General features: G+C 66.5%; 15 protein-coding genes, 1 tRNA gene and 1 riboswitch. Of the genes, 6 read left to right on the top strand and 10 right to left on the bottom strand.

Annotated features, from left to right (window positions below; translation table 11 throughout):
- Nucleotides 1-160: 160 nt before the first annotated feature.
- Nucleotides 161-577, bottom strand: a complete 417-nt coding sequence (gene irrA, locus LC039_RS05620) for an iron response transcriptional regulator IrrA (protein ID WP_226622073.1) — start codon at nt 575-577, stop codon at nt 161-163.
- A 188-nt stretch (nt 578-765) separates the two neighbouring features.
- Here irrA and fabA point away from each other — a divergent pair, with 188 nt between their 5' ends.
- From fabA to LC039_RS05635, 3 genes are read left to right on the top strand one after another with little or no spacing between them, the layout of a single operon-like run.
- Nucleotides 766-1,275 (top strand): bifunctional 3-hydroxydecanoyl-ACP dehydratase/trans-2-decenoyl-ACP isomerase, encoded by a 510-nt coding sequence (fabA, locus tag LC039_RS05625; RefSeq protein WP_108966940.1) that lies wholly within the window; start codon nt 766-768, stop codon nt 1,273-1,275.
- 14 nt (nt 1,276-1,289) lie between these two features.
- Nucleotides 1,290-2,519: a beta-ketoacyl-ACP synthase I gene (fabB, locus tag LC039_RS05630; protein ID WP_226622074.1), complete on the top strand. Its 1,230-nt coding sequence runs from the start codon at nt 1,290-1,292 to the stop codon at nt 2,517-2,519.
- Nucleotides 2,520-2,535: 16 nt separating this feature from the next.
- Entirely contained in the window at nt 2,536-3,327 is a 792-nt protein-coding gene (locus tag LC039_RS05635; protein WP_226622075.1) for an enoyl-ACP reductase, read from the top strand.
- Nucleotides 3,328-3,588: 261 nt separating this feature from the next.
- Here the strand turns inward: LC039_RS05635 and LC039_RS05640 are convergent, their stop codons facing one another.
- Nucleotides 3,589-5,103, bottom strand: a complete 1,515-nt coding sequence (locus tag LC039_RS05640; RefSeq protein WP_226622076.1) for an acetyl-CoA hydrolase/transferase family protein — start codon at nt 5,101-5,103, stop codon at nt 3,589-3,591.
- A gap of 308 nt (nt 5,104-5,411) precedes the next feature.
- Here LC039_RS05640 and LC039_RS05645 point away from each other — a divergent pair, with 308 nt between their 5' ends.
- Entirely contained in the window at nt 5,412-6,044 is a 633-nt protein-coding gene (locus tag LC039_RS05645; RefSeq protein WP_226622077.1) for an isochorismatase family protein, read from the top strand.
- A 19-nt stretch (nt 6,045-6,063) separates the two neighbouring features.
- Here the strand turns inward: LC039_RS05645 and LC039_RS05650 are convergent, their stop codons facing one another.
- The 7 genes from LC039_RS05650 to LC039_RS05680 all read right to left on the bottom strand — a co-directional run bounded on the left by LC039_RS05650 (nt 6,064) and on the right by LC039_RS05680 (nt 11,017).
- Nucleotides 6,064-7,299: an HlyD family secretion protein gene (locus tag LC039_RS05650; RefSeq protein WP_226622078.1), complete on the bottom strand. Its 1,236-nt coding sequence runs from the start codon at nt 7,297-7,299 to the stop codon at nt 6,064-6,066.
- 2 nt (nt 7,300-7,301) lie between these two features.
- Nucleotides 7,302-7,718: a hypothetical protein gene (locus LC039_RS05655; RefSeq protein WP_226622389.1), complete on the bottom strand. Its 417-nt coding sequence runs from the start codon at nt 7,716-7,718 to the stop codon at nt 7,302-7,304.
- 311 nt (nt 7,719-8,029) lie between these two features.
- A complete protein-coding gene (locus tag LC039_RS05660; RefSeq protein ID WP_226622079.1) occupies nt 8,030-9,211 on the bottom strand; it encodes a glycosyltransferase family 87 protein in 1,182 nt (393 codons plus the stop codon).
- Between the two features lie 135 nt (nt 9,212-9,346).
- Nucleotides 9,347-9,685, bottom strand: a complete 339-nt coding sequence (locus LC039_RS05665) for a hypothetical protein (RefSeq protein ID WP_226622080.1) — start codon at nt 9,683-9,685, stop codon at nt 9,347-9,349.
- Nucleotides 9,686-9,711: 26 nt separating this feature from the next.
- A tRNA-Leu gene (locus tag LC039_RS05670) sits at nt 9,712-9,797 on the bottom strand.
- A gap of 47 nt (nt 9,798-9,844) precedes the next feature.
- Nucleotides 9,845-10,483 (bottom strand): META domain-containing protein, encoded by a 639-nt coding sequence (locus tag LC039_RS05675; RefSeq protein ID WP_226622081.1) that lies wholly within the window; start codon nt 10,481-10,483, stop codon nt 9,845-9,847.
- A gap of 54 nt (nt 10,484-10,537) precedes the next feature.
- Nucleotides 10,538-11,017: an Lrp/AsnC family transcriptional regulator gene (locus tag LC039_RS05680; RefSeq protein WP_226622082.1), complete on the bottom strand. Its 480-nt coding sequence runs from the start codon at nt 11,015-11,017 to the stop codon at nt 10,538-10,540.
- A 105-nt stretch (nt 11,018-11,122) separates the two neighbouring features.
- On the opposite strand from LC039_RS05680, the gene putA reads away from it, so the two are divergent.
- Complete coding sequence (putA, locus tag LC039_RS05685) at nt 11,123-14,551, top strand: bifunctional proline dehydrogenase/L-glutamate gamma-semialdehyde dehydrogenase PutA (protein WP_226622083.1); 3,429 nt, start codon at nt 11,123-11,125, stop codon at nt 14,549-14,551.
- A gap of 204 nt (nt 14,552-14,755) precedes the next feature.
- The gene (locus LC039_RS05690) at nt 14,756-16,639 is read left to right on the top strand and encodes a methyl-accepting chemotaxis protein (protein ID WP_226622084.1); all 1,884 of its coding nucleotides are present in this window, start codon (nt 14,756-14,758) and stop codon (nt 16,637-16,639) included.
- Between the two features lie 243 nt (nt 16,640-16,882).
- Here LC039_RS05690 and aroC read toward each other — a convergent pair whose 3' ends face one another.
- The gene (gene aroC / locus LC039_RS05695; RefSeq protein ID WP_226622085.1) at nt 16,883-17,983 is read right to left on the bottom strand and encodes a chorismate synthase; all 1,101 of its coding nucleotides are present in this window, start codon (nt 17,981-17,983) and stop codon (nt 16,883-16,885) included.
- 204 nt (nt 17,984-18,187) lie between these two features.
- A riboswitch (TPP riboswitch) is annotated at nt 18,188-18,297 on the top strand.
- The last annotated feature ends 11 nt before the right edge of the window (nt 18,298-18,308 follow it).

Raw genomic sequence — 18,308 nt, forward strand, 5'->3', positions numbered from 1 at the left:
CCGCGCGCCGGGTTCCCAGACGGAGACCGCCGGTCAGCTTCTTCTCTATGCAAATGCGCCCGGGTGAGTTGCCGCAGGACCGCCATCGATGCACGATCAGTGCAAGCCGCGATGGCGGCTGGCAGCAGCGCCCCTTGCCACGCGGTCAGATGCGCCGCGCTTACTTCTTGCGCAGGCGGATCACCACATCGACCGAGGCGATCTCGGCCCCGTCGGGTGCGCTCGGCAGCTTCGAGATCACCAGCTCGTCCGACGGCGCATCGGTCAGATGCCCCTCGTCCTCCCAGAAGAAATGCGGGTGGTCGTGGGTGTTGGTGTCGAAGTAGCTGCGGCTGCCGTCGACCGTGACCTCCTGGATCAGCCCGACGTCGCAGAAGGCGCGCAGCGTGTTGTAGACGGTGGCCAGAGACACGCTCTCGCCGTTGTCCTGCGCCGCGGCAAAGAGGCTTTCGGCGGTGAAATGGCGATGCTTGCCGTCTCCCACGAGCAGTGCCGCCAGGGCCACGCGCTGCCGCGTGGGCCGAAGCCCGGCCTGGTTCAACCAGGTGCTGCCTCTCTGAATGGGGTCGGTCGTCATCGCGCGGTCCAATGTCCTAGCTCTACGGGATGTATATAATGGTGCACAGCCCCCCTTTTCAAACGGAAATCGGAAGATGGCACGCGGCGCGCCTCCGGATGACGCGACGATGCACAGGCTTGCATGGCGCGGTTTCGCGGTGATAGAGGGGGCGCAACCTGAAACAACGGACAAAGGGGCGCGCCTGCATGGCCGACTATCCCACCAGCTTCGGCAAGGAAGATCTTCTGAAATGCGCGCGCGGCGAGCTGTTCGGGCCGGGCAATGCGCAGCTTCCGGCTCCGCCCATGCTGATGATGGATCGCATCACCGACATTTCCGGTGATGGAGGCCTGCACGGCAAGGGGCACGTGGTCGCCGAGTTCGACATCACGCCCGACCTTTGGTTCTTCGACTGCCACTTCCCGGGCAACCCGATCATGCCCGGCTGCCTCGGCCTTGACGGCCTGTGGCAGCTGACCGGCTTCAACCTCGGCTGGCGCGGCTGGCTGGGCCGCGGCTACGCGCTCGGCGTGGGCGAGGTGAAGCTGACCGGCATGGTGCGCCCGGACCGCAAGATGCTGACCTACAAGGTCGATTTCACCAAGGCCGTGCAGACCCGCCGTCTGACCATGGGCGTCGCCGACGGCATCGTCGAGGCGGATGGCGAAGTCATCTACCAGGTCAAAGACATGAAAGTCGCTCTTTCCGAGAGCTGAGAGGGAGGTTTCCCATGCGTCGAGTCGTCGTCACGGGACTGGGCATCGTTTCGTCCATCGGCACCAACGCCGAAGAAGTTCTCGCCTCGCTGAAGGCGGGCCGCTCGGGCATCAGCGCCAACGAGCAGATGAAGGAACACGGCTTCCGCAGCCAGATCGCGGGCGCCATCGATCTGGACGTGTCCGAGCACGTGGACAAGCGCACCCTGCGCTTCATGGGCCCCGGTGCGGCCTATGCCCATATCGCGATGCAACAGGCGATCGCCGACGCGGGCCTCGAGGAATCGGACGTGGTCAACCCGCGCACCGGCCTCGTCGCCGGTTCGGGCGGCCCGTCGACCTCGGCGCTGCTGACCGCGCATCAGACCGTGCTGAGCACCGGCGCCACCAAGCGCGTCGGTCCCTTCGCGGTGCCGAAGGCAATGTGCTCGACGATCTCGGCGAACCTGTCGACCGCCTTCAAGATCAAGGGCATCAACTACTCGATCACCTCGGCCTGCTCGACCTCGCTGCACTGCATCGGCAACGCCGCCGAGCAGATCATGATGGGCAAGCAGGACGTGATGTTCGCGGGCGGCGGGGAAGAGCTCGACTGGACCCTGTCGTGCCTCTTCGACGCCATGGGCGCGATGAGTTCGAAGTACAACGACACCCCCGAGAAGGCCTCGCGCGCCTTCGACGCGGGCCGCGACGGCTTCGTCATCTCGGCCGGCGGCGGCATCGTCGTGCTGGAAGAGCTGGAGCACGCCAAGGCCCGCGGCGCCAAGATTTACGCGGAAGTGACCGGCTATGCCGCCACCTCCGACGGGCATGACATGGTCGCCCCCTCGGGCGAGGGCGGCGAGCGCGCCATGCGCCTGGCGCTGCAGAGCCTGCCCGAGCACCGCAAGGTCGGCTACATCAACGCACATGGCACCTCGACCCCGGTCGGCGACGTCGGCGAGATCGAGGCGGTCCGCCGCGTCTTCGGCGACGGCAGCACGCCGCCGGTGTCCTCGACCAAGTCGATGACCGGCCACAGCCAGGGCGCCACCGGCGCGCAGGAGGCGATCTACTGCCTGCTGATGCTGCAGAACGACTTCATCGCGCCGTCGATCAACGTCGAGACGCTGGACCCTGCGCTGAAACCCGAAGAGATTGCCACCAGCCTCGTCGAGAACGCGGGCCTCGATACGGTGATGACCAACTCCTTCGGCTTCGGCGGCACCAACGGGTCGATGCTGCTGAGCAAATACCAAGAATAACAAGCGAGAGACGGACATGGGCGAGCTTCTCAAGGGCAAGCGCGGGCTGATCATGGGGGTGGCGAACGACCGCTCCATCGCGTGGGGCATCGCCAAGGCGCTGCACGAGGCGGGGGCGGAGCTTGCCTTCACCTACCAGGGCGAGGCTTTCGGCAAGCGGCTCGAGCCGCTGGCCCAGAGCGTCGGGTCGGACTTCATGGTCGACGTCGACGTCACCGACGACGCCTCGCTCGACGCCGCCTTCGAACAGCTCGGCGCGCGCTGGCCGACCATCGACTTCGTCGTGCATGCCATCGCCTTCTCGGACAAGTCCGAGCTGACCGGCCGGTTCCTCAACACCAGCCGCACGAACTTCAAGAACTCGATGGACATCTCGTGCTACTCGTTCATCGAGGTGGCGCGCCGCGCGCATCCGCTGATGGTCGAGAACGGCGGCACGCTGCTGACGCTGACCTATGACGGCTCGATCAAGGTGGTGCCGAACTACAACGTCATGGGCGTGGCCAAAGCGGCGCTGGAATCGGCGACCCGCTACCTGGCGAACGACCTCGGCCCGGAGGGCATCCGCGTCAACGCCATCTCGCCCGGCCCGATGAAGACCCTGGCCGGCGCAGCCATCGGCGGCGCGCGCAAGACCTACAAGTTCACCGAGCAGAACACCCCGCTGCGTTCCAACGCGACGCTCGAGGCCGTGGGCGGCACCGCCGTCTATCTGGTCTCCGACGCGGGCGCCTGCACCACGGGCGAGATCCTGCACGTGGACGGCGGCTTCCACATTCTCGGCATGCCGCAGGCCGAGAATATCTGAGGCCCCTGCCCTTTCAGAGACCCGAAAGCCCGGCCATTGGCCGGGCTTTTTTCTTGTGATCGACCGCCCATGGCCCGGACCCAAGGCGAAGCCGCCGGGCCAGCGCCTGCCCGTCCCGGCGGGCTGGCGCTTTGGGACCTTTGCACGAGGCTCAATCATCCGGCGAATTTGGCCGGGATAAAGCGCAACCCTAAACCGTTGCAGCGCCACCCCACGGGCAGACACTATCCCGGCTATCGCTGCACAGAAGGACCCCCCGCCCTACCTCATCGAGCCGGTCTCGACGAAGCGCTGATGCCAACTCAGCGACTCGTTCAGCAACGTCGGAGCATGCTTGCCAAAGGAGCCCTGCAGCGCCCGCGCATAGTAGTCGCGCAACATCGGCTTGTAGTCGGGATGGGCGCAGCGGTCGATGATGACCCCGGCCCGCTGGCGCGGTGCCAGCCCGCGCAGGTCCGCGAGCCCGTGCTCGGTGACGATCACCTGCACGTCCTGCGAGATGTGATCCACGTGCGCCACCTGCGGCACGATGGCCGAGATCTTGCCGCCCTTTGCGGTCGAGGGGGTCATGAAGATCGACAGATAGGCGTTGCGCGCGAAATCGCCCGAGCCGCCGATGCCGTTCTGGATGCGCGAGCCCATGACGTGGGTCGAGTTGACGTTGCCGTAGATGTCCGCCTCGATCAGCCCGTTCATCGCAATGCAACCGAGCCGGCGCACCAGTTCGGGATGGTTCGAGATCTCCTGCGGGCGGAGGATCAGCTTGTCCCGGTAGCGCAGAGCATCGCGGTTGAACCGCTCCGCCGCCTCGGGGCTGAGCGAGAAAGCCGTCGCCGAGGCCATGCGCAGCTTGCCCGCATCCAATAGGTCGAGCATGCCGTCCTGCACCACCTCGGTGAAGGCGGTCATGTCGTGGTAGGGCGACTCCATCAGCCCCGAGAGCACCGCGTTGGTGACATTGCCGACCCCCGACTGCAGCGGCAGCAGGTTGGCCGGCAGGCGCCCGCGCGCGACCTCGTGGCCAAGAAACTCCAGTAGGTGCCCGGCGATGGCCTTTGCCACCGCGTCAGGCTCGGCAAAGGGCAGGTTGCGGTCCGGCGCCTCGGTCTCGATCACCGCGACCACCTTCGACGGATCGATGCGGAAGTGCTTCTGCCCGATGCGGTCGTCAGGATGGACCAGCGGGATCGGCACCCGGTTCGGCGGCAGCGCGGTGCCGTAGTAGATGTCGTGCATGCCGTCGAGCGCGTCGCTCTGCCAGTGGTTGACCTCGAGGATCACCTTCTCGGCCTGATCCAGCCAGGTCTTGTTGTTGCCGATCGAGGTCGAGGGGATGAGATCGCCGTCCGGCGTGATGCCGGAGATCTCGACCACCGCCATGTCGAGCTTGCCGAGGAAGCCCTCCCAGACCACCGGCGCGACCTGGCTCAGGTGCATGTCGACGTAGTTCATTTCGCCCGAGTTGATCTGCTCTCGGGCAATGGGGTCGGAGTTATAGGGCAGCCGGAACTCGATGCCGTTCGCCTTTGCCAGCGCGCCGTCGAGCTCGGGCCCGGTGGACGCGCCGGTGAAGACCTTCACGCGGAACGGGTCGCCCGCCGCATGCGCTGCCTCGATCTGCGCCGCCAGCGCGACCGGCACTGACTTTGGATAGCCCGAGCCGGTGAATCCGCTCATGCCGATGGTCATGCCGTCATGGATCAGCGCAGCGGCATCCTCGGCACTCATGGTCTTCGACTGCAGATCGGGAAAGGCGATACGGGCGTGGGTGTTCATGCTGAGGTCCTCCTGTGCCGTGCGGCGGTCCTCTGCCCGCGCCGCGACGGTCCTTCCGGCCATCTATGCAAGTCTCGCGCCCGGCGACCAGATGGAGATGCCACTCGCAGAACGGATATGCATAGTTCGCATAGCTAACATCGAAAGCCGCGCGCTCAACGCATGGCTCAAGCGATCTTTGCCCCAGTGCCCGCACATTGGGCAGAGGCCAACTCTCGCTTCCCGCTCTCGGACCAAGGCCCGGCTGTGGCTTGACAGTCGCGTGCAGGGTGACCCCACATTGTCCGGACTTTTGCGGGAGACCTCTTATGGATATGCTCAGCCGGTATTCGGCGCTCGGGTTCGGCACCGGGCAGATCGGCTTTGGCGCGCGCTGCGGCGTCGTGGTGGTCGACTTCCAGCGCAGCCTGACCGACCCGAGCTTCCCCATCGGTGGCGGCCCCCGCATCGACGCGGCGGTGGAGGCCACCGCCCGGCTGCTTGCCCCGGCCCGCGCTGCGGGCCTGCCCGTGGCGAGTTGTGTCACCGGATACAGTTCGACCCGCGACGCCCTGCGCTGGAAGATCGCCGATGTGGAGAACTGGATCCTCGGTACCCCGGGCTGCGATTTCGACCCGCGCATCCTCGACCCGAACTACGACACGCAGGTGATCAAGCGCGCGCCCTCGATCTTCTTCCAGACCGGCGTGTCGAGCTTCTTCACCCAGGAGGGCGTGGACACGGTGATCGTTACCGGCTGCGCCACCTCGGGCTGCATCCGCGCCTCGGTGATCGACGCCTTCTCGCATGGCTTCCGGGTGATTATCCCCGAAGAGTGCGTCGGCGACCACGATGCGCAGACCCACGCCGCCAACCTCGGCGACATGGGCCGTCGCTACGCCGACGTCCTGCCCCTGGCCGATGTGATGGCGCACGTGGAAGGCCTGCCGCAGACGGCCTGAACGACCGCCCTGCCCCGCGTCAGTGACCGCCCGAGAAGACCAGCGTCTGCACCGGCAGGAACAGCATGCGCAGCCGCAGCCCCGCCGCATGCACCACGCCGATCGTATCGACCACGTGCAGGAAGATGCGCTTGCCGGTGCCCATCTCTTCGTGCTCGAGCCGGTGATGGTTGTCGGTGTAGAGCATGACGGTGCAGCTGCTGCCCGGCGGCACGTTGGTCGGCTGGTCCGTGTAGAGCGGCTCGAGGTAGACCAGAACACTGCCCGGACGCACATCGTCCTGCGGATCGACCAGCCGATCCGAGGGGCGCAGCTGGCCCGAGGGGATCACGTCCTGCACCTCGGTGACGACCATTGGGATGATGTCGAGCGGCTTGCTCATGCAGCCCATTTCGCCGACCATGCCGGGGTGGATCACCTGCGCAGCGATCTGGTTGAAAGCCGCCTGGAACTTCTCGGCCCCCGCCCCGGTGGGCACGAAGATGCCCGCGGGCCGGGCCAGCGGGCTGATGAAGTCGCCGACCTGCAGCGCCAGCTGTTCGATGCGCCCGTCGACTCCGGCCGAGATCAGCGTCTTGTCCATCTCGGCGCGCGCCAATGCCAGCTGCGCGCGGGCGCTTTCGAGCTTGGCAGGCAGCACCTCGTCGATCTGCTGCTGCGCGCTTTCCTTCTGCAGTTCGGCGGCGCGCAGCTGCGCCTCGCGCTGGTCGACGATGTTCTCGAAACGCTCGATGTCGACCAGCCGGACCGCACTCGACCCTTCGTCGCGCAACCGCTCGTTGCGCTGTAGCTCTTCCTGTGCCTGTACCAGCCCGGCCCGCGCCTGCGCGATCCCGGCATCCGCCGTCGCCAGGTCGGTCTGCGCCAGCTTGGCCGCTGCCTCGGTCTCGGCCATCAGCGCCAGCGCCGCATCCACCTGCGCCTGCTGCGACAGCCCGTCGAGTCGCACCAGCGGATCCCCCGCGGCGACCCTCTGGTTGTTGTCCACGTAGATCTCGGCAACCCGGCCGCTCACCTGCGGCAGGATCGTCACCGTGCGGAAATAGGAGGACACCGAGAGGCTGGCCGGGTGGTAGTAGAACAGCACGGTGATCAGCGAGACGGTCAGGAAGATCCAGAGCGTCAGCCCCCAGCGCAGCTCGTACCACACCGAGAACAGCGTCAGCTCCTGTCCGAACCGCTTGCCCTGCGCATAGCGGCGATAGAGGTAGTCGGGCACCAGCGTGACCAGCGAACAGAGAATGGCTTCGAGCATGCTCAGGCCTCCCCGTCGCGGTGGTGAAAGGCGGGCGGCGGCGCATCGGGATCGGGGATCTCCGCCTCGACCGGGCGTCCTGCGAGGCTCGCAAGCGAGCGCGCGATGGACTGCAGCGGCGAGAGCATGTCGGGGAACTGGAAGCCCGCGACCAGCACCGCCGCGACCCAGAAGAGGTTGTTGTGGGTGAACAGCGCCAGCAGCGCGAGGATGCCGACGATCTGCAGCTGCGGGTGGCTCGACTTGTGGGCCATGCGCTCCGGGATCGAGTGCAGCGTCAGGTAAAGGACGCCAAGACCGATAATGAGGACGATCCCGAAGATCGTCATCGCCGTGAACAATACATCACTGCCGTCGGCTCCGGCCACGTATCCTGGAATGTGGTCCGGGGCCAACGGGTGGATCGCCTGTGCTTCCACCGTCAACTCCATCTGCTCTAACCAATCCGCTCACGATAGGCAGATTCTTCCGAACCCGGTTAGCTTTTTCTCACAAGGCCTTATGGTTGCCGAGCCCGGAGAGACAGACCGCATGAGCTGCAACCGGGACCGCAGAGCTCCGCCTCGCAAGGGCGTGTCGCGATGCAGAGGGGGCAGAGGATAGGCAGAGGCACGTGGGCTCGGATATCCCTGACTGTCGGCAAAAGACGCGTCCTCCCCGTTCGCCAACCGCATGCTAGGCACCGGGAAAACACCGCAGGACGGCACCGGGACACCGCGCGGCGCGCGGGTCACGAGGCGACGGTCGGCACCATGGACGTCCGCTGCTCTGCACGCGCGGCAAGCAAAAAAAGCACAATGGCGGCCATCAGGTAGAAGACAGCGCCGAGCGAGACAATGGACGCCTCTTCCGACAGGATGTCGACCTCCTTGAGCGTTCCCTCCAGAAGGCTATTCATCAGCCCCCATCCGGTCGCCAGCCAGCATCCCAGGCCAAGCGCGGCTCTTTCAGCCGCGTTTGCATAGCGTGCGACATCTGGCATGAGCAGTGTCAGGGCCACTGCGAGGCCGGAAAGATCGTAGTCATAGTTGTAGGGGCTGACCGCAAACGTCGCGAGGACTGCAACGCCAAGGACGCGCCGGGTCTGCCAGCCCTGCAGATGCGCCCAGACAACGCCGCCGAGCGCGACCAGCGCAACGACCAGTTGACCGCCTAGGGCGAGTTGCGCCTCCAGTCCGAGGCTTCGCAGAAATGCATAGGCAGAGGTTATCCGGTGTAGTTGAAAATACCCTTTGCGGAGAAATGAACTGGACGCCTGTGCGCTCTCGCGGACCGCGTTCCAAATGTCTGCACCAAAGGCGAAGCTTGCGGCCGCAACCGCAAAAACCGTCATGGCCGCCGCAATGCCAAGAACGGCCACGTTCCGCCGCAGCAGCGCGGCAATTGCGAGCCCAACAGCAAGATGCGGCTTGAACGCCATGAGGCCCAGCGGCACTCCGGAAGAGCGGCGGTTCTTCAGCGCGAGCAGGCAGAAGGCGCCAATCAGCGAGGCAGTCAGAAAGCCGTTCTGTCCGCAAAGTATGGTGATGACTATCGCTGGAAAGGAAAACACCAGCGCCGAAGAGAAATTGTCGGCATCCAGTTTGCGCAGGATATACAGATATCCCCAAAGCGTTGCGCTCGTAAAAATTAGGTACGACATCCAAACGTCCAGCAAGGCGAGCGGTGCAATAAACAGATTAAACTGAGCAGGATAAGCCCAGGGCATGAAATTGTCGGCTCCCGCGAGCCGCGATTGTTCCGCCCGAAATACTTTGTAGTCGTAGGCGTCGGCCACATTTCCTTGCCAGACGTATTCACCCACCAGGTGGAAGACATGAAAATCGAGGAACGGCAACTTGACGCCTAACAGGTCAGGCGCCGCAAATCTTACCGTGGTGATTATGATCAACACGGCGAAGGAGATGAGCACTAGAAGTCTCGTACTCTGTCGGAGCGGGGCAATGTGGAATTTTTCACGGGCATGGGTCACAAAAAGATCGTCCGAAACTCGAAATTGAATATGGTTTTGCGGTGAATTTCCGGCTTCCACGGGAGAGCGCGGAGTCTAGCTGGCCACGCGCAAAATCCATTGCATCACGAACATGCAAAGGCGCTCCAGACCAATTCGCGCGTAAATGGAAAATCTCTGCATGATGACGCCATATAGCAACAACATTAAACAAGGAGTCTTTTTGCGTTGAGCTTGGTCCGACCAAAGCGAAAAGCCCCTGCGTTCAGGCGACACCAGAATTTTGGCCCGTGCCTTGGCCGGCAGGAGAGTCTCGAGCGAGATCTGAGCACCGTCTGTCAGCTTCTGCGCATCTTCTGAATCAGCTGCCTGCGAAGCGAACCCCGGGCACTTCGAAATACAATGCCCGGCGGCCAACAGCCAACGAAAGCCCATGTAAAGCAATGGCTTGTTGAGATTTGTGGTACCCGCGGCCGGACTCGAACCGGCACGCCATTCCTGGCTAGGGATTTTAAGTCCCCTGTGTCTACCATTCCACCACGCGGGCCCGCGCTCTATGTGCCGCATCCACGCGGGCTTGACCAGAGCCTGCCGTCAGTGCGTTGCCACGAGGCGTGTTTCATCTCCGGCGCGCAACTCCAGTGCGCCCTCCGGCGAAAAGCCGACGCCGGTCACCGCGCGCAGCGCGGCAAGGAGCGCGCTCTGCCGGTCGGCGTCTTCGGGGGCACAGCTCTCGCCGCCTTCGGCCGCGACCTCGAGACTCAGCGCACCGCCCTCGCCTGCCGTCCAGCGACCGGTGAGCCCGCCACAGCCGGTCGCGCCGGAGAGGCGCCCTTCCGGCCCGAAGGCCAGCTCGGTGGTACCGTCTTCCGGCTCTGTGCCATCAGGCAACTGCAATTGCCACGCGCCCTCGGTGACCCGCGACACGCGGGAGACGCGGCACCCCTCGAGGTCCTGCCCGGCGATCCGCACCATGGCCTCGTCGCCCTTGGTCCAGACGTAGGTCTCCGGATCGTCGATGGAGTCGAACTTGACGCCCGAGCCACTGCGCGCCCGGGCCATGGGCATCTCGGCGCCACTGTAATAGAGCCGCCCGCTCTCACCCTGCAGCGTCAGCGCCAGCGCCGCGCCGCCGCAGTCAAGTCCGACATGCACGGGAAAGTCGTCCGCCGCCTGTGCGGACGCCGGGCCGGACGCCACCACGAGCGCCGCGATTATCCAACGGGTCACCATGCCAACACTCCTTGTCTTCCCGGCACGCCGAGGATCGGGGCGGCGCGGATTGCGTCAGTCGGCGATCTCGGCCAGCCCGTCCTCCTTGACGGCTTGCATGGCGACGTAGGTCGACGTGGTCGAGACATGGGGCAGCGTCGAGAGCTTTTCGGCCAGAACCCGCCGGTAACTGCGCATGTCCGAGGTCCTCACCTTCAGAAGATAGTCGAAATTCCCGGCAATCAAATGCACTTGCTCGATCTCGGGGATCGCCATGACCGCCTTGTTGAAGGCTTCCAGCGAGCTTTCGCGCGTGTCGGACATGCGCACCTCGACGAAAGCGACATGATCGAGCCCGAGTTGAATCGGGTCGAGAATGGCCCTGTACCCGCGGATCACGCCAAGATCCTCGAGCCGCCGCAGCCGGGCCTGGGTGGGGCTCTTCGACAGGCCGATGCGCTTGGCCAACTCGGTGATCGACAGCCGTCCCTCTTCTGCCAGCGTGGTCAGAATCGCGCGATCGAAGCGGTCAAACTCGTCCGTGACGTTTTGCATCGTGACTTCCATCATCTTCGGATAACCTGCCTTTCAAAAATATCATCTTCGGGAAAATCGACTTCCAGCCCTGCGATATCATAGGGCAAACGTCCGGAGATCACCATGCCCTATGACACCCTGTCCGACCTGCGCGCCGAAATGGATGCCGCAACCTACGCCGATGAAGCCCTGACTATCGCCCGCCTGCGCGATCTCGCCGCGCTGAGCGAAGGCGACCGCGCCAGGATCAACGCCAGGGGCGCCGATCTGGTCCGCGCCATCCGCTCCAGCGCCAAGCCGGGGCTGATGGAGGTCTTCCTCGCCGAATACGGCCTCTCGACCGACGAGGGCATCGCCCTGATGTGCCTCGCCGAAGCGCTGCTGCGCGTGCCCGATGCCGAGACCATCGACGCGCTGATCGAGGACAAGATCGCCCCATCGGACTGGGGCAAGCACATGGGCCGTTCGACCTCGCCACTGGTCAACGCCTCGACCTGGGCGCTGCTGCTCACCGGCAAGGTGCTCGACCCGAACCAGCGCCCCGGTCCCGTCGGCCACCTGCGCTCGGCCGTACGCCGGCTCGGCGAGCCGGTGATCCGCAAGGCCGTGGGCCGGGCGATGAAGGAGATGGGCGCGCAGTTCGTGCTGGGCGAGACCATCCAGAGCGCCATGAAGCGCGGCGCGCAGATGGAGGCCAAGGGCTACACCTACAGCTACGACATGCTCGGCGAGGCCGCCCGCACCGAGCCCGACGCCCTGCGTTACTTCAAGGCCTATGCCGATGCGATCAAGGCGATCGGCACGGCCGCCAAGAAGGACGACCTGCGCGACAACCCCGGCATCTCGGTAAAGCTTTCGGCGCTCTACGCGCGCTACGAGGAAGGCCAGCATGACGACGTCATGCGCGTGCTCGTTCCGCGTCTCGTCGAGCTGTGCGAAATGGCGGCCAAGTCGAAGATCGGCCTCAACATCGACGCCGAGGAGGCCGACCGCCTCGCGATCTCGCTCGACGTGATCGAGGCGGCGCTCGCGGCACCCACGCTGGCCGGCTGGGACGGCTTCGGCGTGGTGGTGCAGGCCTATGGCAAGCGCGCCAGCCAGACGCTCGACTGGCTCTATGCCACCGCCAAGCGGCTCGACCGCAAGATGATGGTGCGCCTGGTGAAAGGCGCCTATTGGGACATGGAGATCAAGCGTGCGCAGGTCATGGGGCTGGAGGATTTCCCGGTCTTCACCGCCAAGCACAACACCGACATTTCCTACATCGCCAACGCCCGCAAGCTACTGGGCATGACCGACCGCATCTACCCGCAGTTCGCCGGGCACAACGCGCATACGGTTGCGGCGATCCTCGAGATGGCCGGCGAGGACCGCGACAGCTTCGAGTTCCAGCGCCTGCACGGCATGGGCGAGCGGCTGCACGAGATCGTGCACGACCAGGAAAAGACCCGCTGCCGCATCTACGCGCCGGTCGGCGCGCACCGCGACCTGCTGGCCTATCTCGTCCGCCGCCTGCTGGAGAACGGCGCCAACAGCTCCTTCGTCAACCAGATCGTCGACGAGAGCGTGCCGCCCGAGACCGTCGCCGCCGACCCCTTCTCGGCCGAAGACACCCGCAGCCTCGCCCGCGGCCCCGAGCTGTTCCAGCCCGAGCGCGCCAACTCCGAGGGCTTCGACCTCACCGACCGCCCGACCATCGAGCGCGTCGAGAGCGCCCGTGCGCCCTTCGAGAGCACCGTCTGGAAGGCCGGTCCGCTGCTCGCCGTCGAGGCCCCCACGGGCGCGACCGAGGATGTGCTGAACCCCGCGACCCTCGCCAAGACCGGCGAGATCACCTGGGCCAGCGCCGAGACCGTGGCCGCCGCCGCTGCCGCTGCCCAGCCCTGGACCGCCGCGCCCCAGGAGCGCGCCGCGATCCTGAACAGGGCCGCGGACCTCTACGAGGCGCACTTCGGCGAGTTCTTCGCCCTGCTCGCCCGCGAGGCCGGCAAGACACAGCTCGACGCCGTCGCCGAGCTACGCGAGGCGGTCGACTTCCTGCGCTACTACGCCGCCCGCGCGGACGGCGCCGCACCGCAGGGCGTCTTCGCCTGCATCAGCCCGTGGAACTTCCCGCTGGCGATCTTCACCGGCCAGCTCTCCGCCGCGCTGGCGGCCGGCAATGCCGTGCTCGCCAAGCCCGCCGAACAGACCTCGCTGATCGCCCATCGCGCGGTCGAGCTGCTGCATGAGGCCGGTGTGCCCGCGTCGGCCCTGCAACTGCTGCCCGGCGCCGGGGACGTGGGTGCCGCGCTGACCTCGAACCCGGCGATCAAGGGAGTCGCCTTCACCGGCTCGACCGAGACCGCGCAGATCATTCACAGGTCGATCGCCAAGCACCTCGCCCCGGGCACGCCCTTCATCGCCGAGACCGGCGGTCTCAACGCGATGATCGTCGACAGCACCGCGCTGCCCGAACAGGCCGTGCGCGCCATCGTCGAGTCGGCCTTCCAGTCGGCGGGCCAGCGCTGCTCGGCGCTGCGCTGCCTCTACGTGCAGGAAGACATCGCCCCGCATTTCATCGAAATGCTGAAGGGCGCGATGGACGTGCTGAAGCCCGGCACCCCCTGGCACCTCTCGACCGACCTCGGCCCGGTGATCGACGCCGAAGCCAAGGCGGGCATCCTCGCCCATGTCGAGACGGCCCGCGGTGAGGGCCGCCTGATGCACGAGATCGCCATCCCCGGCGAGGGATATTTCGTCGCCCCCGCGCTGATCAAGGTCGGCGGCATCGACGATCTGGAGCGCGAGATCTTCGGCCCGATCCTGCATGTCGCGACCTTCAAGTCGACCGAGCTCGACGCGGTGATCGACCGGATCAACGCCCGCGGCTACGGGCTGACCTTCGGTCTGCAGACCCGCATCGACGACCGCGTGCAGCACGTCACCGAGCGCGTGCATGCCGGCAATATCTACGTGAACCGCAACCAGATCGGCGCCATCGTCGGCAGCCAGCCCTTCGGCGGCGAGGGCCTCTCGGGCACCGGCCCCAAGGCCGGCGGCCCGCTCTACGTCGACCGCTTCCGCGTCCACCCAGCGCCGCGGGCAGGCACCGCCTGGAGCACCGACGAGGTCCCGGCCCGGCTCGAGCAGGCGCTGGCGAATGCCGGTTGCGCGCCGCAGCCCGAGCGCCGCGACCTGCCCGGCCCGACCGGCGAGGCGAACCAGTACATGACGCTGGCGCGCGAGCCCGTGCTCTGCATGGGCCCGGGGCAGGAGGCCGCCGAGGCACAGGCCGAGGCGATCCGCGCGCTCGGCGGCGTGGCGATCACCGCCCACGGCAGGATCGCACCGGAACTGCTGGCGACGCTCGCGGGCATCTCCGCTGCGCTCTGGTGGGGTGAGGCCGCCGAGGCCGCGGCCTACCGTCGGGCGCTGGCCGGCCGCGAGGGGCCGATCCTGACGCTGATCACCGGCGCGCCGGACAAGGGCCATGCCCGCGCCGAGCGCCACGTCTGCATCGACACCACCGCCTCCGGCGGCAACGCCGCGCTGCTCGGCGGCAACATGTAACAGGGTCGCCCCGGACATCTGGGCCGTTCCTGTTTCCCAAGCGCCCCCGCAGCCACTGCGGGGGCGCTTTTGCGTGCAAGGTACCGCCGGGAAACCCATCGATTTCGCAGCAATCTCCGGCCCCGCGAAGGGTTTGTTTACCCCCCGCTGCTAGCCAAGACATGTCCGGCGCGCCCCGCGCCCCGTCTCAAGCAGGAATGGGTCATGAGCAGGTTCTCCATCCGCGTACAATTGCTGATCCTCGGATCGGTCTTCATGCTGCTGACGCTGTCCCTTGCCCTGGCATCGGGCTTCATCCAGATGCGCATGTCGGGCAGCCTCGACTTCGGCAATGATCTCCGTCGCCAGAACTCCGTGCTGAACACCATCCAGGCACAGATCGACCATTCCGGCCTCGCGATCCTGCACTACGAACATGGCGGCATCGAACCGCTCGACCAGCTGCGCAACGACCTCCTGGCGGTCCAGACATTGGTGGAGGAAAATGCCGAAGCCTTCATGCAGCCCGCCTCGGCCGAGGCCCGGCGCCCGGAATTCCTGACCCGCCTGCAGGCGGTCGCCGCGCTGACAAAGGGCCTCGTGCCGCAGATCGACACCCTGACGATCCCCGGCTTCACCATCTTCGAGCGCGACAATCACATCAGCACCGTTCTCCTCCCCGCCATCGACAAGGCACGCAAGGAGATCACCGCCATGCGCGAAGAACTCCACATTGCCGCCGGCCGGGCCGAGGAGCGGGCCACCGAGGCTGTCGACACCGGGCTGCTCATGCTGGTCGGCGCAAACGCGGTGGCCGTGGCGCTCTCGCTCGTCTGCGTCCTCATCTTCGGCAGGCTGCTCGCCAGCCCGTTCCAGACCGCTGCCGGCGCGGTGCAACGCATTGCGCAGGGCGACTACGCGTCCGAGATCGAAGGGCAGAACCGCGGAGACGAGGCCGGTTCGATCGCACGCAACCTGGAAGAGCTGCGCGGTCGGCTGCTGCAGGCGGACGAGAACTCCGCGCAGGAACGCGCGGCCAATGACCGCCGCCTCGGTCTTTTCCAGTCCCTCGGCGCCGCGATGGGCAGTCTCTCGCGCGGAGAGACCGGCCACCGCCTCGACCCCGAGGAGTGGCGCAGCCTCGACCAGGGGGCCGTGCAGCTCTGCGAGGATTTCAACGCGCTCTCCGACGGGATCAGCACATTGGTCAATTCGCTGCGCACCTCCGCCGACACGGTTCAGCGCAACTCCAAGGAGCTCTCGTCGATGTCGCGCGACATGTCGCGCCGCTCCGAGGTGCAGGCCGCCACGCTCGAGGAATCCGCCGCGGCGCTCGAACAGCTCTCCTCCAGTGTCCGGGCCGCCGCCGACCGCGCCGAGGACGCCGACCGCCGCGTCGGCGAAGGCCGCCGCCGGGCCGAGGAAGGTGGCGCGGTGATGGAAAAGGCGCTCTCGGCCATGGGCTCCATTGCCGCCTCCTCCGACCAGATCACTCAGATCATCGGCGTCATCGACGACATCGCCTTCCAGACCAATCTCCTGGCACTCAACGCCGGGGTCGAGGCCGCGCGCGCCGGCGAGTCGGGCAAGGGCTTTTCCGTCGTCGCCTCCGAAGTCCGCTCCCTGGCGCAGCGCGCGTCTGAATCCGCGCGCGAGATCAAGGCGCTTGTCTCCAACAGCTCGCAGCAGGTCAAGGATGGCGGGCAGCTCGTGGAACAGACCGGCACCGCGCTTTCGGACATCGTGCGCAACGTCAGCGAGGTCTCCGATCTCGTGGCCGAAATCGCCACCGCGGCCAAGGAGCAGGCCGCCGGCCTGCAGGAAATCAACGTCGGCGTCGCCGAACTCGACAAGGTCACTCAGCAGAACGCTGCCATGGTCGGCGAAACCAGCACCGCCAGCGACCAGCTCAACAGCGAGGCGGACCGGTTGCTGTCGCAGCTCAACCGCTTCTCCGGCACCGATGTCCCGGAGTCCTCCGAGGTCACGCCCCTCGCCGTGCCCATCGAAGACTTCGAACCCGCACCGCCATCAATACCCGCATCGACAAGACCGGCCGCCGCACCCCGCGCCGCCGTGGGCGACGATGTCAGCTGGGAGGAGTTCTAAGAGCAGACGCCCCCGCCTCCGACGTCCAACACCGGCGCCCCTCCCGCTCTCGAGACTTCCACAGCCGAGTACAGGGCGGTTTTTGCGGCAGGGCTGACGGAGCGCGCGACTTTCAACGCCGCTGGTGCCTAGGCGCCCCCGAGCAAAAGAACCGCCGGTCAGCAGGGCCAACGCGCCATTCAGACATTCGGACGTCCGAGTGCGCCACGGAACAGCAGTGCGCCGCCCAGCGACCGCTGCGCCTCAGCCGATGTGGCCGCGATTGGCGCCGACCTGGCCGCGATGCAGCAGCAGGTGATCCAGAATCACGCAGGCCATCATCGCCTCGCCCACCGGCACCGCCCGGATGCCTACACATGGATCATGCCGGCCCTTGGTGACGATCTCGGTTTCCTCGCCAGTCACGGTCAGCGTCTTGCGCGGGGTCAGGATCGAGGATGTCGGCTTCACCGCGAAGCGCACCACCACGTCCTGCCCGGTGGAGATCCCGCCGAGGATCCCGCCCGCGTGGTTCGAGCTGTAGACCGGCCCGTCCGGCCCCATGGTGATCTCGTCGGCGTTCTCGGTGCCGGTCAGCGTCGCCGCCGCCATGCCCTCGCCGATCTCCACGGCCTTCACCGCGTTGATCGACATCATCGCCGACGCGAGGTCGGTGTCGAGCTTGCCGTAGATCGGCGCCCCGAGCCCTGCCGGCACTCCGCGCGCGGTGACCTCGATCACTGCGCCGACACTGTCACCGGACTTGCGCAGCCCGTCGAGGTAATCCGCCCAGCCCTCGGCCGCCTCCGCGTCGGGGCACCAGAAGGGGTTGCGCGAGATCTCGTCCCAGTCGAAGCGCGCCCGGTCGATGGCTTCCGGCCCCATCTGCACCATGTAGCCGGTGATCTGCAGCCCCGGTGCCAGCTCGGCCAGCGCCGCGCGCGCGAGGCCGCCCGCCGCCACCCGCGCCGCCGTCTCGCGCGCCGAGGAGCGGCCGCCGCCGCGATAGTCGCGAAGCCCGTACTTCTGGAAATAGGTGATGTCGGCATGGCCCGGGCGGAACTTCGCGGCGATCTCGGAATAGTCCTTCGAACGCTGGTCGGTGTTCTCGATCATCAGCTGCACCGGCGTGCCGGTGGTCTGACCCTCGAAAACCCCCGAGAGGATCCTCACCGCATCGGGTTCGCGACGCTGGGTGGTGTACTTGTTCTGACCCGGCTTGCGCAGGTCGAGCCAGTGCTGCAGCGCCGCCTCGTCGATCGGCACGCCCGGCGGGCAGCCATCGACCGTGGCGCCAAGCGCCGGACCATGGCTCTCGCCCCATGTGGTCACGCGGAAGAGATGGCCGAAGGTGTTGAGGCTCATGGTCGTGTCTCCTGTGTCGTGCCGTCCGGGTGAAAGCGGCGAACGCCCGCGCCGCGGGCCTGCCTTTCAGGCCAGTCTGTTAGGCCAGAGTGGCCCATGCCTCAAGGGAATTGTCTCGCGGCCTGGGCTCTGCCGCCGCGCCTGCCGCGCCAGCGCGCCAAGAGGCAAATCACCTTGCCAGACGCCCCCGCCGCGGCTAGGTCTTGCGCTACCTCGGGGTGCCGCGCCGCGCAAGCGCCGGCTGAGATGCGATCCGCGAACCCGTTGAACCTGACCCGGTTAACACCGGCGGAGGGAAGGTCACGGCCCGGGCGCAGCGCCCATC

The organism is Alloyangia pacifica (assembly GCF_020524285.1).
Taxonomy (GTDB): domain Bacteria; phylum Pseudomonadota; class Alphaproteobacteria; order Rhodobacterales; family Rhodobacteraceae; genus Salipiger; species Salipiger pacificus_B.

Excerpts from the sequence above, each read along its gene's own strand:
- irrA (WP_226622073.1), bottom strand. The coding sequence starts at position 577 with ATGACGACCGACCCCATTCAGAGAGGCAGCACCTGGTTGAACCAGGCC.
- fabA (WP_108966940.1), top strand. The coding sequence starts at position 766 with ATGGCCGACTATCCCACCAGCTTCGGCAAGGAAGATCTTCTGAAATGC.
- fabB (WP_226622074.1), top strand. The coding sequence starts at position 1,290 with ATGCGTCGAGTCGTCGTCACGGGACTGGGCATCGTTTCGTCCATCGGC.
- LC039_RS05635 (WP_226622075.1), top strand. The coding sequence starts at position 2,536 with ATGGGCGAGCTTCTCAAGGGCAAGCGCGGGCTGATCATGGGGGTGGCG.
- LC039_RS05640 (WP_226622076.1), bottom strand. The coding sequence starts at position 5,103 with ATGAACACCCACGCCCGTATCGCCTTTCCCGATCTGCAGTCGAAGACC.
- LC039_RS05645 (WP_226622077.1), top strand. The coding sequence starts at position 5,412 with ATGGATATGCTCAGCCGGTATTCGGCGCTCGGGTTCGGCACCGGGCAG.
- LC039_RS05650 (WP_226622078.1), bottom strand. The coding sequence starts at position 7,299 with ATGCTCGAAGCCATTCTCTGTTCGCTGGTCACGCTGGTGCCCGACTAC.
- LC039_RS05665 (WP_226622080.1), bottom strand. The coding sequence starts at position 9,685 with ATGGGCTTTCGTTGGCTGTTGGCCGCCGGGCATTGTATTTCGAAGTGC.
- LC039_RS05675 (WP_226622081.1), bottom strand. The coding sequence starts at position 10,483 with ATGGTGACCCGTTGGATAATCGCGGCGCTCGTGGTGGCGTCCGGCCCG.
- LC039_RS05680 (WP_226622082.1), bottom strand. The coding sequence starts at position 11,017 with ATGCAAAACGTCACGGACGAGTTTGACCGCTTCGATCGCGCGATTCTG.
- putA (WP_226622083.1), top strand. The coding sequence starts at position 11,123 with ATGCCCTATGACACCCTGTCCGACCTGCGCGCCGAAATGGATGCCGCA.
- LC039_RS05690 (WP_226622084.1), top strand. The coding sequence starts at position 14,756 with ATGAGCAGGTTCTCCATCCGCGTACAATTGCTGATCCTCGGATCGGTC.
- aroC (WP_226622085.1), bottom strand. The coding sequence starts at position 17,983 with ATGAGCCTCAACACCTTCGGCCATCTCTTCCGCGTGACCACATGGGGC.